Here is a 16,034-nt window from a genome sequence, read left to right as displayed (position 1 = left end):
TCCTCAGTCGGCGAGCCCCGCCGGTTCTCCCCTCAACCCACCCGTCAGGGGCCGTCAGGCCTCTGAATCCGGGGTATGCGGCAAAGCCACGCCCCGGACGCCGCGCGTCACCCAGGCGCGCGGTCGTTCATCGGCAGCTCATCTCACTTCGATGGCGAGTCACAGCGCCGGTCGGGACCGTCGACGGCATTGAGGTCCAAGGGGCTGACAAGGAAGGCGCACCCGGCAAGGGGTGCGCCCGATGATCCGGAGGATCAGTCGGCTACGCGCTCAAGGTGCGACCAGTGAACGACCCACAGTTCCTTGATACCGTCAGAGTTCGGCTCGGCCTGCTCGGCCCACGCACCGCAGTCGGTGGCAGTGGCGATGCCGTCGTCGGTGACTCCACGACGACCGACGACCGTGAACATCTCTGCGGTACGGGTGTCCCGCACGGTCATACCGCTCCCGCACTCGTCCTACTTCATGATCACGCCTCCTCGTGCGCGTCGGTGCTGACAGGGACGTGCCCCTCGCGCACGATGCGCGCGTACTCCGCATACGTCTCGCCATCACATGACCAGCCGTTGACCACGGTGTGACCGGACACCCGTACCAGCGCTGGGGACTCAGCCAGGGAGTATCCCCCTCCCGGGTTCTGCCAGTACTCCACTCGCTGCCCCTTCGGGGACGTCGCATTGAGGGTCTGGATCCAGGCCATAACCGACAGAGACCTACCTTTCTGAGCTGTGAAGGCGTGGAGGTGAGGACGCCGAGGGCTCCTGCGCTTTGAGCATCCTGAACGGGAGCGCTCAGGCGATCCGGGCGGCCGTTCAGTCGTCCGACGGGGATGTCGAGGATGTGCCACCGGTCTGGGCAGCGAGCAGGTAGTCCTCGATCCAGGTGCGAACAGCCTTGCGCGCCGGCCGCGCCCCCTGGGAGTCCACGTAGGTGGCCTCTTCGATGGCGCGCAGCTCGTCGTCGGGCATCGCCACGGGCAGCGCCTGGGCCAGCCGCGGCTTGGCCTCGGCGATCCGCTCACGCTGCCGCTCGTAGTCGGCGGCCATGATCAGCCGGTAGGTCTGCCGGTCGATGGGGTTGAACCCCACGATCAGTGAGAACCGGCCCAGCAGCTCGGCGTCGAAGAACTGCACCAGCGCCTTGTTGAGGCTCTGGTTCGAGACGGTCTTCGGGTTGTTGCCGAAGCCGACCATCTTGCCGTCGAGCGAATCACGGGCGGCGTTGGTCGTGCAGATGACCAAGGCCTTGGAGAAGTCCAGTATCTTGCCGCGGGCGTTGCGGATGTAGCCTTCGTCGAACGCCGAGAGGAACAGGCGCTGCACGGCCTTGTCGGCCTTCTCGAACTCGTCGAGCAAGATCACCCGGTGGGGGTTGGACTCCAGCGTGTCGAACGGGAGCTCCTGGTTGGAGTCCGATCCGACATAGCCGGGAGGTGCGCCGATGATCTTCGACGTCGACCACTCGCCGTGGAATTCGGTCATGTTGAGGATGATCGGCTCACTGCCGGTCATCTCCTCAGCGATGATCTTGACCGCCTCAGTCTTCCCCACACCCGAGGCCCCGGCGAACAGCCACGTCGTGGGTGTCCTTGTCGGGAACAGGTCGAGTTCTTCGCGGGCCAGACGGTCCGTGAGCTTCGCGAGTACGTCGTCCTGGCCCTGCAGGCGGCTGGTGAGCGTGGCGCTCAGCACGGCGACGTCGAGATCCTTGCGCTGGGCGTTTCCGGTCATCAGGCGCTTGGCCACATCGAGCACCCGGGTGTTCGTCAGCGGCACCTGCGGCATGGATCGCAAGGTCTGCGCGAGTGCCGTGTCGCCGGCGACCTCGGCCTGGACGATGAGTTTCTTCTGCTCCAGGACCCGATCGGCCATCGCCCGGTCGAGCAGCGTGATGGCGTTGTCCGGCCGGTGCTGGCCAGCCCGGGAGTTCGTTTCGGCGATCTGTACCACCGAGGCCAGGACGTCGTCGGAGACCCCGATCTGGTGACAATAGTGCGCCATCAGGCCGGGACGGACCGTGTTCATCACGGCCAGGGTCTGCTCCACGCTCAGTTCGTCGACGATGAGCCGGGTGAAGCGACGGGCGAAGGCCGGATCCTCGTCGAAGGCCCGGGATTCGGTGCTGGTGGTCGCACCGATGACGGACATGTCGCCGCGGGCCAGGGCCGGCTTGAGGATCTGCGAGATCTTGCGGCCGACGGCGTCGCCGTGGCTGCCGGACCCTCCGGTGATCTGGTGGATCTCGTCCATGAACAGGATGGCCTTGTTCTTGGGATCCGAGGCGAACTCGACGATCGCCTTGACCTTCTCCTCCAGTGAGCCGACGATGCCGGTCCCGGCGATGATGTTGGTGATGGGCAGCTCGTAGATCGTGTAGTTCTTGAGCTGGTCGGGAATGAGGGCGTCGCCGAGCGCGATGCGCCGTGCGATGTCCTCGACGATCTTCGTCTTGCCGACGCCGGCGGAACCGACCAGCAGGGTGTTGGGCTTGGTCTTGCTGATGATGACCGAGAGGACCTGCCCGATGAGCGTGTCACGGAACATGGTCGGATCGGCGTTCTTGAACTTCTCGTTGTAGTCGACGAGGAGCTCCTTGACGTCATCGGCGCTGCCACCGCTGGACGGCAGTCCCCCGGACGGGAACTGCGGAGGGAGGCTGCCGCCACCGCCGTTGCCCTTGTCGTCGTCGGAGCCGCCGGGTGTGAAGTTGCTGAGACCCACCGGGTCCTCCTTCGGTGCGGGTCGCTCGGCGTGGTGGCGCGCTGGGCGGATGCGCCACGGTGTCCCGAGCGGGGATATGGATGGGTAAGGGGGAAAGTCAGGGGTTGCCAAAGCAGCACTGCTCTTGACGGTTTCCGAGGGGCAGCCGGATCAGGTGGCCTCGACAGCGCCCGGCGCGGTGATGGGCGCAGGCTTGGTGAGCGTGGCAGCGACCTCCTCGAAAGCGGCGACTGCCTTGCGAAGATCAGCGACGATCTCCGCGGCGATGTCGGCCGGGTTTCCGAGTTCCTGCGCGTCCTGGGCTGGGATGTCGGGTGTAGGCCAGAGTGGCTTTCGATTTCAGCACGGGTTATGCAGCGTTGAAGCTCCCAATGACCATGCCGGATGGCCCCTCGGAAGTAAGCTCCTCGACCTTGGCGTTGGACCGATCAAGGCGGAACCCCCGCAACGGCTCGTCATCGAAGTACCGAATCGATGCCAGTGCGGGGTCTCTGCTGGGGCCACCGCAGACAGTACGCAGCGCCTCGTCCTCGTTCTCGGCACGGACGACGACGGCGTCATACTCGTCACGCCCCCAGCCGTCTGTGCGGGTCACCTGCCACAGCTTCATAGTCTTCAGTTCTCCTCCGGGTTTGAGGTCGGCTTGACAACTGTTTCCTGAGTGACGAACCCACTCGACTCACCGGTGGTGAGCAAGGGGCGGGCGCCTCGGCGGCTTTGACGGGGAAAAGGTGAGCGCCCTCGGCCCTAGCCCATCGGCCGCCGACCGCTTCGAGGGCCTCGTTGACGCGCTGGTACAGGGCGGGAGGCAAACGGGGGCCGACGAGCATCAGGCGATGGCCATCAGCCTTGGTACGGCCTGACAGAGCTGCGAGCACATCCGCGGGAATCCGCATCGGAGATTCCTCCACAGTGCGGCTGCTCGCCGTGATGGGCGAGAGAGGAATTCAGGATCGACAAGAGCAGTGCCGGTCAGCGGAGTTGCTCACACGGCACCGCTCCTGGCGGTTGCTGGGAGGCGCAGGGTCAGACGACCATGCCGAGCAGTCTCTGCCGGATACTCGGGTCGATGTGCTGCATCGAGTCGGCGTAACGCTTGGCCAGGTCCACCATGGACGACCAGTCCATGGCGGAGCACGGCGCGTAGTACAGGTTCTTCGGGTGGTCCTGACGCTTGGACGGCGGCGACCACTCGAAGTCGGTGATCATGAGCGAGAGCCTGCGCTGGCGCACCCGGCTGGCGTTGATGTACTGCCAGATCTGCATGTACTCGGTTCCGCCCGTGACTTTCGGGATCCTGCGGAACTCCTTCCAGATCTGAGCCGTCGACTTGTTCTCCGTACGCAGCATCACCTCCTGGGACAGAAAATGGCTGAACGAGTTGAAGTACAGATTGATGTTGAGCTTCTTGGCGATCCGGATGAGCATCATGACCGCCTCCTGGTAGTTCTCCTCGGAGATCGAACCGGAAGTGTCGATGTAGATATGCAGGTCGGGCATGTACTGCACCGAGGTGATCCGGCCGGGCTTGTTGAAGTCGTCCGGGTTCCGGCGGTTGGCCTTGAGGAAGGTCGCCGTCGTTGTGCGGAAAATGTTCTGCGACTTGTTGACCTTGCCCATCCGGCGCAGCACACGGGTGATGTCCTTGAACAGGTCCAGCTTGCTCGGCGGCTGCTTGCGGAACGCCACCTGGGCGCTGCGGCCACCGAGCTGGCCCGCTTGCTGCTTGGCTCCCAGAGCGGCGGCCCGGGCGGCGGCCCGGGGCAGCGACGTGAGCCTGGACAGCGACGTGTTCGAGACGACCTTCACCGGCGAGATCAGCGACTGGTTGATGAGGTTCCACTCCGCCGCGATCTTCGCCGCGGTGGCCCGGGCATGGGCCTCGACGTTGACCAGGACGAGGGAGCGCGGGCAGAACAGCTCCCCGACCGTGAACGGCAGGACGCCGGTGTCCAGGGTGGTGTTCTGCCGGCTGGCCTGCGCCCGCTGCTGTTCGACGTAGTTCATGAGCATGTGCACGAGTACGCGGGCGAAGGAGTGCTCGTCGTTGGCGTCAGAGTCGTCCTTGCGCACCAGCAGCGACTCGGTGAGCCCCTTCAGGGACAGGGCCGTGAAGTCGTTGAGCAGCTTGGTGGTGGCCGGCGGCAGCGCGCTGGCCATCGTCTGAGTCTGCTGGGACAACCAGGTCTTGAAGCCGTCGAAGGCCGCGGAGGACTGGAACCAGAACCCCAGGGTGTCGGGGTGGAAGGTGTAGGCGACGGAGGCGAAGAAGGCGCTCTCCTCGCCGGTCCCCGCCAGCAGTGCCTTCGCGGCCGGCAGGACATCGGCCTGCGCGGTGTAGAGCACCCGCGGGGAGGGTGCGGGCATCTTGTTCTGCTGCCCGGCCTGGACGGCGAAGAGCTCGGCAACCGGCAGCGGTGTGCCCTGGTCGAAGTTGATCAGGGTCTGCCCGAGCACCTCCTTGACCGTCTGCTCGCTGGCCACGTTCAGCGTGTCGCCGAGGCAGCTCAGGACCAGATCCGGGATGTCCCCCGTCAGATCAGCACCCTGGGCGTCGGTGATGCTCGCCGGGGCGCTGGGGTTCAACGGCTCCAGCAGCGGGTCGACGAGAGTCTGCCGGATCGCCGGCATCGGGTCGTAGTCACCGGTGCACGAGATCGTGTGCAGTGCGTCGAGTACGGCCGGCTTCTGGTTCGTGACGGTGATCGTCATAGGTCGTGGTCTCCTTCTGAGGACAAGGCGGCGCCAGAGCGCCGCCGGTGGTGGGGAGGTGCAGCAAGGACGGCAGCCCGCAGCGACCCCCACCACCGGTGATCGATCGATCAGAGGAAGGCCGAGAGGACCGGCTTGGCCTGGTTGACGATCGGAGCGTCGGTCTCCATGAAGGCCTCCAGGTTCTGGCGGTCGATCTGCTGGCTGGTCACCAACTCGATGAGCGTGCGGGTGTGCTCCGGCTCGATCTGGGTCATGGCCTGGGCCAGCTGCTCGATGAGGCGCGCGTTGTCCTCGCTCTCCTTGAGCGCGTACAGCAGCGACCCGGACTTCTCGTTGTCGGTCAGCGTCACGATGACCGCGGCCATGTCGGTCACGGTCGCCGCGGCCTTCAGGCTCTGGTAGCAGTTCGGCTTCGGGACGTTCACCCGGCGCTGCTGCACGCCCCCGGCGTTGCTCGCCAGGTCCTGGGCGATGGTGGCCACGAGCTGCGTGGTGAACGTGGTGTCCCCGACGTAGGCCTCGATGGCCTCGTTCAGCAGCGAGGTCTCGCGGTCGCCGATCTGGATCGGGGTCGCCAGGTACTGCGCCAGTTGCTGCGGGTCGGCCGCGTTGAGCCACTTCGACAGGTTGTCGATGGTGCGCGGCGTGGTGAGCTGGTTCATCTCCTCGCCGCCGTCGAACAGCTCGGCCATGGTGACGTTGCCGTTGTCGTCGTCGTCCTGGCCGTCGGCGACGATGGCCTCGGGCGTCGACTTCTGGAAGATGAGCCCGGGGTACTGGGTGAGTACCGTCTTCACCCAGGGGTTGATGTTGTCGCCGAGGACGGACATGAGGGTGGCGGCGTCGGGCTCGACGTGGAAGATCGCAAAGCGGGACAGGCTTGCCTCGTCGAGAGAGGTGACGTTGCCCTTGTCGTTGCCGGCCACGACGATGCGGACGTTCTTGGGCAGCTCCACATACCCCATGCGGCGCAGCGTGACCAGGGTCAGCGCGCCGGAGGTGACGTCGGAGGTAGTGCGGTTGATCTCGTCGAGGAAGAGGATCGGCCACTCGCGCGGGTTCTTCTCGGCGTAGTCGATGCACTCCTGAATCACCTGGTGCGGGTAGAAGACCTGCTTGTAGCTCTGCGTGCCGTCGTCCTTGGTGTATGGCACCAGGCGCGCACCGGTGAGGTCGGCCTTGTCGGCGAGCTGGTTGCACGGCAGCGTGAATGCCTGCGTGCCCATGGAGTAGGCCAGGGCCTCCACGAAGCTGGACTTGCCGATGCCGGGCTCGCCCATGAGGGCGGGCGTCGCGCCGACCTCAAGGGCCTGCTTGATGAGGGTCGTCAGGGTGTCGTTGAACTTCATGTCGTTGTCTTTTCTGTGCGTGGGAGAGGACGAGACGACGGAGGACGGCGCTGCTGCTCCCGGCGATGCCGAGGCCGCATAGGCCGTGAACGGTCCTGTGGCGCGTGCCGAGCCGTCGGAACCCGGCGGGGACCTGCACTCCCGCCATGGGTCGCGATGGAGCCCCGCTGCACATCGCCACCCGATCGCGCTCCGCGCGATTCAGCGCTGTTCCCACCTGTGATCGGCCCCGCTTCGGCAACCGTCACCCACCCCACCCGCTGCCAGAAGCAGCAGACGAACCAGGAACAGAAGCAGCAGCAGGAAGAGGCACCAAGCGTCAGTTGGCTGACGAGGAGCGGGCCTCTCGGTCGGCCACGAGCGCAGCCGCCCGGTCGAGGAGGAAGGGCCGGCCGTTGCGCCGCTCGCTGTGCTTGGGGCGCGCGGGGATGACGTCGAGCGCCGCCTTGTAGAGCAACCACGCGGTTTCGCCCGCCGAATACTCGACTCCGAGGGCGCTGTAGGCGCGCAGTTGCGTCCGCATCCAGCCGTAGAGCGAGGCGAGAACCGAGAACTCCCAGCGGGACATGTCGTGGTTGAAGTCGCCAGGGTCCCGGAGCTGGTGGCGTGCACTGGCCAGGGTCTGCTCAACGATGGCCTGCGAGTACGGGATGTCGGGCATGTCCTCGGCGGTGTCTACAACTGATGCGGAAGCACCGGAGCTCTCGCTGGCGTTCACGGCCAGCTGAGCGTAGAGGTCCTCGATGGAGGTGAAGGCCGGCGCGGTAGTTGCTGCGTTGACACGGGCAACGATGCGATCGGGCACCGGCTGGCGGGTGAAGGTCGACCAGTGGTCCAGGAGCAGCTCGTACCAGCCGTGTTCCTCGCGCAGGACGCGCTTGCCGGCGGCTATAGGGAAGTCGTGGAAGTTCTTCGGCAGCGGCATGACGAGATGGAAACCCCGGCCGGACATCGACAGCTCCGAGTAGAGGCTGCCCGGCAGCCGCAGCAGGTCTGCGGCCACACCTGGCGGGCAGCCGGCCTCGATATCGAGGACGAGCAGCCCGTCAGTCTGGGCTTGGAGGTAGAAGGCGGTGTTCGCGGCGTTCGGAATCGCCGCGGTCAGTTCGTCGAGGGTCAGCAGGCAGGTCTCGTCCAGGGCGAAGGCTCCGCGTAGTGGGCCGGCGTGCTGGCAACTGGACGTGCAGCCGTCCAGCAGGTGCCGCACGTCGATCGGCACCTTGCGCTTCGGCGGCTTGGAGGGATCGCCGGGGGTCTCCTCCCCGATCTGTCCGGAGATGGTCCACCGACAGGCACTGGCGAGCGTGCGGATCGCGGAGTTGCCGTAGAACTGCGGAAACCAGGCATGAGGGTCGACTGGAGTCATCGTGGGACGCGCACTCTCGATCGGAGAAGTCAGGAGGAGAGGAGAAAGACAAGACCCCCGTACTGCACGGATGCGAGTACGGGGGCCTCATCGATAGGCGACGTGGATCAGCCCTGGTAAGTGATCCCCGCCTGCTGTGCCGGGCCGGAGCCGTCCCAGGGTCCGGGTCCCACAGGCGAGCCCACGGCCGAACCGGCATCCTTGAGGGAGGCGTTCTCGGTCTCAAGACGCGCGAGCTTCTGCTCCAGGCTCTCCTGCTGAGCCGGAGCGGCGACAGGAGCAGGAGCACCAGCGGCGGTCGCCAGGGCGCTCTGAACCGGAGCCGGCGCGGCCACAGCCACAGGTGCGGACGCCGGCTGCGGGGCCGGGAAGGACAGGCCGTCCTCGACCTCGGTCGCCACCGGGACCGCGGCGGCAGGTGCGAGAGCAACCTGAACGGGGCGCGGCGTCCCGTTGAGCACGATGCCACGCGCAGCCAGCTCAGCCTGGTCGATGCCGCCGGCGCTGTAGTAGCGCGGCGTCTCGTGAACGATCACCTGTTCGAGGGCCAGGCCCCGGTTGTTGAAGTTCTTCGGCTTGTAGGTGCGCAGCACGAGCGTGACGTCGAGGCCCTGCGCGAGCTCCTGGCCGGACTCGTCCAGGTCGTAGGTGCCGTCGCCCTTCCGAGAAGGGATCGCGATGACCGGCAGGGTACTGCCCTTGGAGTCGATGGAGTAGTTGGGTCCGGTTTCGGGCCGCTTCACCGAGTCAAAGCGGCGCTCGGAGACGAACTGCTCCTCGAGTGTGGGGTTGTTCACATCGGCGAACTCGACCTCGGCGTGAGTGATCGTCGCGGTGGTGTGCGGCTTGCCGACGGGGGTCATGCCGTTCTTCGTCCTGCGCTCGTCGCTGGCGACGAGCTCCGCGCCCTCGATGAGGCGGGCGAGTACGGCGAAGCCGAGCTTCCCGCGGATGAAGACGTTCTTACCCTCGGCGATCCGGCCGGCGGAGATGGAGTAGTTGGCCATGGCGATGCGGTTCCTTCGTTCGGTCTGACGGTCTGACGGTCTGACGGTCGGCGGTTCAGGGGGGCCAGCGGGGCCTATTGGGCACGATTCGGACCGCCATTCAATCCCTTATTGTATCAACTTCGATTGAACTACGAGTAGGATGAAGGTGTCGGACATGAATGGCTGCTTGCACTATTCGAAGGGGAGTTGAGACAGGGATGACAGCTACGGTTCAGAGGCCGGTGGGGACCGCGTTGAAGCCGTCGGCGCAGACGAGGGCGGCCGCTGGGAGTCGCGTCGGCCCGATGGGCTTCGGCAACGGACCCGTCATCGCCGCCAGCGTCATGGTGGGCGGAGCGGCGCTCTTCGCCGGATGGGGCCTGACGCAGCTCGCGACGTCCGACGGCGGCTTCATCCAGGCACTGCAGGGCAATCACGCCCCGGTCGAGGCACCGGGGACTCCCGACGAGAAGAACGCCGGAGGCGGCAGCGCCCAGCAGCCGAACGAGGGCGGCACGGGGAAGCATGACGAGAGAGGTGCAAGTCAGGATCCGGCGCCCGGTCGCGGCGACGAGGACAAGCCCAACGGATCGGGTGCACCGGCCGAGGAGAAGCCCGCGCCGAAGGCGAAGCCGTACACCATCGAGCCGGGCGATACGCTCACCGCGATCTCGGGGACGACGGGGGTGCCGGTCGGCATTCTGGTCGAGTCGAACAAGATCCAGAATCCGGATCTCATCTACGCGGGGGCTTCGCTGCTCATCCCACAGGTGTGACGACCCGGCGGGACAACTGCCGCGGGCCGAGCCTGATTCGATGCCCTGGCCGCCACGAGGCAGTCAGGGCATCGTCGTCTTCTCAGGCGGAGGACTCCGCTTCCCTGCGGGACCGCTGGTTCAGCAGTCGCGTGCACAGATGCACCAGCGCTCGACTTCCTCGGTCACGGAACGGATGCCATCCGGAGCGGGAGCGTAATCCTGCCCACCAGATGGGAGCGAGAGCCGCGATCCCAGACTCGGCCGGATCCAGACACTGGACGCGCGCGGCAGGGACTTCCCTCAGGGGCCTGCCAGGGCGTGGTCTCGCCGCGGTAGCGTCAGCGCGGTTGCTGTGGAACTGGACCGTGAGGTCGTCCACGCTCGGCGGTTTGCTCATGGCTGCCGCTCCTGGAGGTCGACGGTGTCGAGACGAACTGCGTGGCCTCGTAGGGCTCGCCGCGAGGTGTCACCCGGGACCGGCGTGAGCCGGTCCATGGCATGTCTCCCCGCCAAGCACCCGGCCTGGGTTCGACACCCGGATCAGCTGTGCTGATCCCCTCCCCTGTTGTGGAAATACGGCACTGCAACAGCGTCAGAGACCAGACGACCCCGCCAGCAGCCTGGCCGGCGGGGTCGTCTGAGGTACGAGGTCGTGGCCTCTCACGCCGCATCAGTGTCATCGGACTCACCCCGGCCAAACAGGAATCCGCGGACCTCGCCGTTCTTCATCATGTCCTGCAGATGCGCCAGGAACACCGCGCGCTGCGTGGCCCGGCGATCGGCCAAGGGCTCGTACTCGCGCAGTACCTTCAGGTTGACGACCCAGCCGTTCTCACGAGAGATGGCCTGGTCAAGCCGAGAGTCCGGAACGATGTCCATGCCGGTGAAGTCGTGGTCGAACTCGGACGCGATGTCGAGGTGTTGATTCGGCTCGTCGATGTAGAGGATGTCGACGCCGACCTGCTGGCCGGCCTTGTCGAATGCCACGAGGAACACGCGGTCTGCCCTGGTGGTGTTGTCGACGTGGACCGCTGCAACGTTTGTGTCACCAATGAAGCTCGTCTGCTTGAACCGCTCGTACACGCGCGTACGAGCCTCATGGCACCACATGATGCGCCGGGCTTCGTTGAAGCCTTTGAACTCGTCAGAGTTGGACGCTTCTGGGTGGGGGTGGATCATCGGTGCGCTCCTTCATATGCGAGATCCGGGAGGTTTGCGGTGCCAGGGGGCGTATTGGCTACGACACATGCCTCGAAGCAGCGGGCCTCGTTCCTGCCGCGCACCACGCGCCGGGAGAGGAGATGCTCTACCCCGACGGAAGACCCGTCACGGGTCTGGTAGCCCGTGACCGACCTGAACGACGCCGACGAGCGCCGGCGGATGCTAGCGCCACGTCTGTCCGCGTCGGGAGTCTGGATACGGATCGGCCCTGTCCGGAATCCGCTGCCGCCCGCTGACACGGCAGCACGCCGTTCCGGCGGGCCTTTCAGGTACCTCACGTTCATATCGTTCGCCCTGTTGTCTCGGGGGGCCCGACGTCAGAAAGAGCCTGTACCGCGCTGCTATGGCGTGGATCGGTCCAGCTCACTCATCCCGCAACTGGGCATCGACTTGCACCAGCAACGCTATGCATATGCGGTAGGCGACGCCATTACGCCTCTGCACAAACCAACGGGTTGGGAGTTTCGGCTCTGCACCTGGCAGCCACCTGACACTGCAGGTGTGCACCTCCCGTGAGATGTTCACGCCGGGGGTGCACACCACTGACACGGATGGCCGCCCCGGGGGCCCGACCGGCCACCCTGAGACATTCCCATTGAGACCGTTCGCCGGTTGTTGATGATTTCATCCGCCTCGAATACGCACAGCCCCGCACACGGTTCACGATTCACGTGAGCGAACGCAAGGGAACGGCATGCTGTTCTGAATTCTTGACCTGGCTCAGGCCATGATGCACAGACCGTCATCAGGGTGATCTGTGAGAAGACCAGGGTTACCCGTAGCGACGTGCAGAGAGACGTGGAGGTCGCGCACACCGGAAAGGGTGGCCAGATCGCGCTGCATGTGGTTCTCAAGAGCGCGCAGATGGGAGCGAACCGTCACCTCGGAGAGCCCGAGCGCGCGGGACGCGGGCTCGACATGTGTGTCAAAGGCGAGCCAGGCACGTGCCGTTGTCAGAAGGTCGCGCCGATCTGCCTGGACTGGCCGGACCAGGGTCTGCGCCCACGCCTGCACCTGAGGGGCGGCCAGGAGGCCTGTCAGCGCGGGCGGTTCCGCGCCGGTGAGCGCGGCCGGGACGGCTGTCTCCCTCTGCGTGACCATTTCCAGGGCCAGAGCGACGATGATGCGGTCGCCCACCCGTCCGAAATTCATGTCGAGGAGTTCAGCCGCCCGTGCAGCACGGCGCATGACGGTGTTGCGGTGCAAGTGAAGCCGGCGAGCAGCCACCGTGTACGGATAGGCAAGGGCGGCCGGGAGTGTCTCACGCATCGACTCCCACTGCGCCCCGTCCCGCATCAGTGGACTCAGCAGATGACGGGCCCAATGCTGTGCTTCCGCCTGAGGAAGAAGGCCGACGAGGTCGGACTCATGTACCGAAAGGGCTACCGGGTCTGGCTGCAGTGCGGCAAAGCTCTGCGCGGTGATCGCCTCGTGAAGGGCATCGGCGAGAAGCGTCATGGAGTAGACGCCGCTGCCGCCCAGCGACGAATGGGTTCCGAATGCGCCGACCAGGTAGGTGAGCTCGGCAGAAACGGCGGCCCCATTGTCCTCCTCGGAGCGGATCGGATGCACGATTATGATCCTTCGCGCTCTCCTTGAGTCGGGTACGACGAGAGCATGATGGCCGATGGCGGCACTGCAACGACGCACAGCGGCATCCCGATGCGCCTGCTCGGTTTCCACGACGAAGACACGAGCAGTATCCGGCTCCAGCAGCCCGGGCACCATGCTGGTCATGACACGACGGGCCTTTGCTACCTCACCGTCCAAAAGCAGCTCAAAAGCTGCACTGCGTGCCGCCCTGGAGGCGTCGGAGGCCGCCCGGTACTCGCGGTGCGCCTGGTCCACGAGTCCCAACAGCTTCGCCGCGTGACGCAGCAGCCGCAGGTCCGCCTCATCGAACGGAATTCGGCGTGCCACGGCAAGTACCGTGTCCACCCCTGAGGTCGGAGCCAGCGGAATGAGCTGGGTATGCGGCCTGGAAGGAGCATCGGGCAGACCGGCGTCGATGGACTGCTGGATGATGGCCTGTGCGAGCTGTTCGGCCGCGGTGGCCGGCGAAGCGGCAAGGACCCGCTCCGGCTCACTGACCAGGACCTGAACGTCCAGGACTCGTGCGAGCCAGTCCGCAATACGCTGCATGGCCCGGGAGTCGGCAAGCTGAGCGGGCAGTTCCTGGACGAGTGAGCCGAGTTGGGAGGCGCGGCGCTCGGCAAGCCTGAGCCTGAACTGCTGGATTTCGTCGTGCACGCCTTCCCACCTTTCGGCAGGTGCGGTCGTGGTCAGGAGCGGGACGTCCAGGCGCTTGGCCTGATCCATGACAGGCTGGGGAAATGGCTGACGAGCGCCGGGAACGGCACTGACGATGAGCCCTGGGCTCCCCTTCCGGCTCATGTGCTGGAGCAATGTTTCCAGCACCGTCGTGATGCGACCGCGGAGCCGAAAAGGCACCGCACTGGTGATCAGGACGAGGGAGCTATCGGGCAGGTTTCCGGGAACACCATCATTCAGTAACTGCTCTGGAGCCATGGTGACCACGCCGGCAACCTCCTTGGCCCCGACGCGCTTTGGGTCGCCCCATACGAATGTCAGTCTGAGTTCAGGCATGTCGGTGGGCAGCGAGCCCAGTGTCGGCATCGAGCGCTCCTCGGGCTGTCCGGACAAAGTCGTGAATGCGCCATTGACGATTGAGCTGCCATGGATGGCGCACAGGAAGTCACGACTTCATAAGGGCAGTTGTGCTCGCTCGACGAAGGCTGCGCCGCGCAGCCTGTGCAGGTGTGCGAGGCGGAGTTGCGAAGCTACACGGGGCCTTGCCGTGAATCAGGTCTTCCAGGGTGTCCCAACGTGGCGTACACGGGTTCTTCGTCCGGCCGGTAGCAGAGATCCGGGCCGGGGGAACGCACCACGCAGACGCGCGAGGGGCCCGCTCGAGACTCTGCGCTGAAGTGCGCCAGGAGAACTCACGGCCTGCTTGGCGCCTCACGCACACGACGGCTCGCCTGATCGCCGATGTTGACTTCACCTTCAGCTCTTCCCCCCTGTCGGCGCAGCATCTGACCTGAAGACACAAACCGCAGGTCATACGGCATGCGCCAGCCTCCTAGTTCGTCCGCCACCGCCCAACTCGGCGAACCACCATGGATCCATGGCCCAGGTGCGCGCCCACGCCGCGACACTAGAAGTCCCAGCGCAGTCACATTCAGTACACGTCCCGCTGCGCAGCGGATTTACCCCCTGCCGCGATCCTGCCTTGCATACGCGAGCGTGTCAACTAAAGTACACAGAGTACGCGTCCCCGACAGAGCGAGAGACCGATACATGGTCGTGTGCAGTTACCAGCAGGACAGCCTCCAGGCCACATCCGGTAGCTTCCGCCCGTGGTGAGCAGCAGCAGCCGCCTGTCCTTGGCGGAGAAGCTCAAAGCACTTATGGCCGGGCACCGGGGCCGGGCGCACACGTCACGCTCGCTGTCAGCTTCCGTGGATGAACTGCCGGGTGAGCACCCTTCGGTGTCTCATGCCACCATCGCCAAGCTGGCCAACGGCTCCCAGGACAACCCGACTGTTAACACGATCATGGCCCTGTGCGAAGCTCTCGGCGGTGTCCCGCCCGCCCACCTGCTGCCGCATGAGAGCTACGACGACCTTGAGGCCCTGCTGGCCTTCGAGGAACCGCTCGTACGCCGTGTCCTGATCCTGCTCAGGGGGCTTCCGCCCAGTGAACTGCAGAGCGTCATCGAAGACTTGGAACGGCGCCGGGCCGACCTCGGCCTGAATCGGGTCGCCGTCAGTGACGCCAGCGAGGCACCGGGCAAACGCCAACGCCGACGGAGCAAAGACGAGGCCGCACGTTATGCGGCTGACACATTGGAAGGGCTGTAAGTGGACGGCATAATCTTCGGGACGTGCGCCGTGGCCGGTTTGCTCGTCTCAGCACTCTGCACACGGAGAGCCGTGGGTAACCCACGCGTCTCCACATGGGCCATCGCCATCGCCTTCGGTGTGTGCACCTTGGGCGTCCTGTGTGCCGTCCCCGTAGTCGCCCAAGCGGCGGAGGACATCACAGGTATCGTCAATGTAGGAAAACTAGTAGCCCATGTCTGCGCGATACTGTGGTGCGCCGCTCTGCAGATCACGATGGTGGATCTGGCTTACCGGCCCGAGTACCTGAAACCCGCGATATACCAGCGCGGCTTCGCCGCGATAGTGGAACTGGCGATCATGGTGCCGCTCTTCCTGGCCACGAACCGGTCCGAGGTCCAGTTCACCACCGCCTACGTCGCTGACCCCAAGGTCGCCGCCTACCTACTCGTCTACCTTTCGTACGTCCTAGTCACCTGTGGAGAGCTCGCTTTCATGTGCGGCAGAGCGGCGCGACGCAACTGGGGGATCCGCCCCTGGAGCGGTGCCGGCTTCTCTCTGTCCTCGATGGCCGCCGCTCTGGGGATAGCGTATTCCATCTCCAAAGGGTCGTACATCATCTTCTATATCCTGAACGATCCGTGGCCGCTGAAGACCGAAGAGGTTGTGAGCCCCGGCCTGAGCGGGCTGGCAGTGCTCTTCCTCTTCTCAGGCCTGACGCTTCCCATGCTTGGTTCCGTACGTGAGCGTCTACGCCAGAGAAAGGCTACGGTCGTCGGTTGACGACCTCCGCCGAGACTGTTCGTCACTGAAACCATGACCTCCGTGCACTGGCCCAGCGCGAGAAGCGAAGGCGTCTTCCCACACCGGGTCCTCGTAGCGCAGCGGTTCACTCGGTCGTGGTCGTCAATGGGCATCGGCGTTTCGTGATCGTGACCACGACGAAGGCCCCGGAGATCTTGGGTTCTAACGGTCCTCGCAACACCCGCGATCTGTGGGAGTTGCGAGGGCCGTGGCTGTTGGACGCGATGATCTTTCGGGTTTGAGGGAGCG

The 16,034-nt window shown here is 65.4% G+C and carries 12 protein-coding genes; 3 read left to right on the top strand and 9 right to left on the bottom strand.

Annotated features, from left to right (window positions below; genetic code table 11):
- Window positions 1-254: 254 nt before the first annotated feature.
- From ACIQIB_RS23620 to ACIQIB_RS23590, 7 genes are all read right to left on the bottom strand, one after another.
- Entirely contained in the window at window positions 255-440 is a 186-nt protein-coding gene (locus ACIQIB_RS23620) for a hypothetical protein (RefSeq protein WP_400760345.1), read from the bottom strand.
- A 372-nt stretch (window positions 441-812) separates the two neighbouring features.
- Window positions 813-2,831 carry an AAA family ATPase gene (locus tag ACIQIB_RS23615; protein WP_400760342.1) on the bottom strand — a complete coding sequence of 673 codons (2,019 nt, stop codon included), beginning with the start codon at window positions 2,829-2,831 and terminating at the stop codon, window positions 813-815.
- A 238-nt stretch (window positions 2,832-3,069) separates the two neighbouring features.
- Entirely contained in the window at window positions 3,070-3,330 is a 261-nt protein-coding gene (locus ACIQIB_RS23610; RefSeq protein WP_400760340.1) for a hypothetical protein, read from the bottom strand.
- A gap of 416 nt (window positions 3,331-3,746) precedes the next feature.
- Window positions 3,747-5,432: a hypothetical protein gene (locus ACIQIB_RS23605; protein ID WP_400760337.1), complete on the bottom strand. Its 1,686-nt coding sequence runs from the start codon at window positions 5,430-5,432 to the stop codon at window positions 3,747-3,749.
- A gap of 110 nt (window positions 5,433-5,542) precedes the next feature.
- Window positions 5,543-6,784: an AAA family ATPase gene (locus ACIQIB_RS23600; protein ID WP_400760334.1), complete on the bottom strand. Its 1,242-nt coding sequence runs from the start codon at window positions 6,782-6,784 to the stop codon at window positions 5,543-5,545.
- A gap of 319 nt (window positions 6,785-7,103) precedes the next feature.
- A complete protein-coding gene (locus ACIQIB_RS23595) occupies window positions 7,104-8,150 on the bottom strand; it encodes a hypothetical protein (protein WP_400760331.1) in 1,047 nt (348 codons plus the stop codon).
- Window positions 8,151-8,257: 107 nt separating this feature from the next.
- Window positions 8,258-9,157 (bottom strand): hypothetical protein, encoded by a 900-nt coding sequence (locus ACIQIB_RS23590; RefSeq protein WP_400760329.1) that lies wholly within the window; start codon window positions 9,155-9,157, stop codon window positions 8,258-8,260.
- Between the two features lie 287 nt (window positions 9,158-9,444).
- Between ACIQIB_RS23590 and ACIQIB_RS23585 the strand changes: the two genes are divergently transcribed.
- Entirely contained in the window at window positions 9,445-9,915 is a 471-nt protein-coding gene (locus tag ACIQIB_RS23585) for a LysM peptidoglycan-binding domain-containing protein (RefSeq protein WP_400760326.1), read from the top strand.
- A gap of 642 nt (window positions 9,916-10,557) precedes the next feature.
- Here the strand turns inward: ACIQIB_RS23585 and ACIQIB_RS23580 are convergent.
- Both ACIQIB_RS23580 and ACIQIB_RS23575 read right to left on the bottom strand, forming a co-directional pair.
- Window positions 10,558-11,076, bottom strand: a complete 519-nt coding sequence (locus tag ACIQIB_RS23580) for a hypothetical protein (protein ID WP_400760323.1) — start codon at window positions 11,074-11,076, stop codon at window positions 10,558-10,560.
- Between the two features lie 762 nt (window positions 11,077-11,838).
- Window positions 11,839-13,755: a helix-turn-helix domain-containing protein gene (locus tag ACIQIB_RS23575; protein ID WP_400760321.1), complete on the bottom strand. Its 1,917-nt coding sequence runs from the start codon at window positions 13,753-13,755 to the stop codon at window positions 11,839-11,841.
- A 743-nt stretch (window positions 13,756-14,498) separates the two neighbouring features.
- Between ACIQIB_RS23575 and ACIQIB_RS23570 the strand changes: the two genes are divergently transcribed.
- Both ACIQIB_RS23570 and ACIQIB_RS23565 read left to right on the top strand, forming a co-directional pair.
- Window positions 14,499-15,002: a helix-turn-helix domain-containing protein gene (locus ACIQIB_RS23570; RefSeq protein WP_400760318.1), complete on the top strand. Its 504-nt coding sequence runs from the start codon at window positions 14,499-14,501 to the stop codon at window positions 15,000-15,002.
- Window positions 15,003-15,764 (top strand): hypothetical protein, encoded by a 762-nt coding sequence (locus ACIQIB_RS23565; RefSeq protein WP_400760316.1) that lies wholly within the window; start codon window positions 15,003-15,005, stop codon window positions 15,762-15,764.
- Window positions 15,765-16,034 lie beyond the last annotated feature (270 nt).

The organism is Kitasatospora sp. NPDC092286 (assembly GCF_044755565.1).
GTDB lineage: Bacteria > Actinomycetota > Actinomycetes > Streptomycetales > Streptomycetaceae > Kitasatospora.
This window is presented reverse-complemented; position numbering and strand designations above follow the sequence as displayed.

Excerpts from the sequence above, each read along its gene's own strand:
- ACIQIB_RS23610 (WP_400760340.1), bottom strand. The coding sequence starts at position 3,330 with ATGAAGCTGTGGCAGGTGACCCGCACAGACGGCTGGGGGCGTGACGAG.
- ACIQIB_RS23605 (WP_400760337.1), bottom strand. The coding sequence starts at position 5,432 with ATGACGATCACCGTCACGAACCAGAAGCCGGCCGTACTCGACGCACTG.
- ACIQIB_RS23580 (WP_400760323.1), bottom strand. The coding sequence starts at position 11,076 with ATGATCCACCCCCACCCAGAAGCGTCCAACTCTGACGAGTTCAAAGGC.
- ACIQIB_RS23620 (WP_400760345.1), bottom strand. The coding sequence starts at position 440 with ATGACCGTGCGGGACACCCGTACCGCAGAGATGTTCACGGTCGTCGGT.
- ACIQIB_RS23595 (WP_400760331.1), bottom strand. The coding sequence starts at position 8,150 with ATGACTCCAGTCGACCCTCATGCCTGGTTTCCGCAGTTCTACGGCAAC.
- ACIQIB_RS23585 (WP_400760326.1), top strand. The coding sequence starts at position 9,445 with ATGGGCTTCGGCAACGGACCCGTCATCGCCGCCAGCGTCATGGTGGGC.
- ACIQIB_RS23575 (WP_400760321.1), bottom strand. The coding sequence starts at position 13,755 with ATGCCGACACTGGGCTCGCTGCCCACCGACATGCCTGAACTCAGACTG.
- ACIQIB_RS23590 (WP_400760329.1), bottom strand. The coding sequence starts at position 9,157 with ATGGCCAACTACTCCATCTCCGCCGGCCGGATCGCCGAGGGTAAGAAC.
- ACIQIB_RS23600 (WP_400760334.1), bottom strand. The coding sequence starts at position 6,784 with ATGAAGTTCAACGACACCCTGACGACCCTCATCAAGCAGGCCCTTGAG.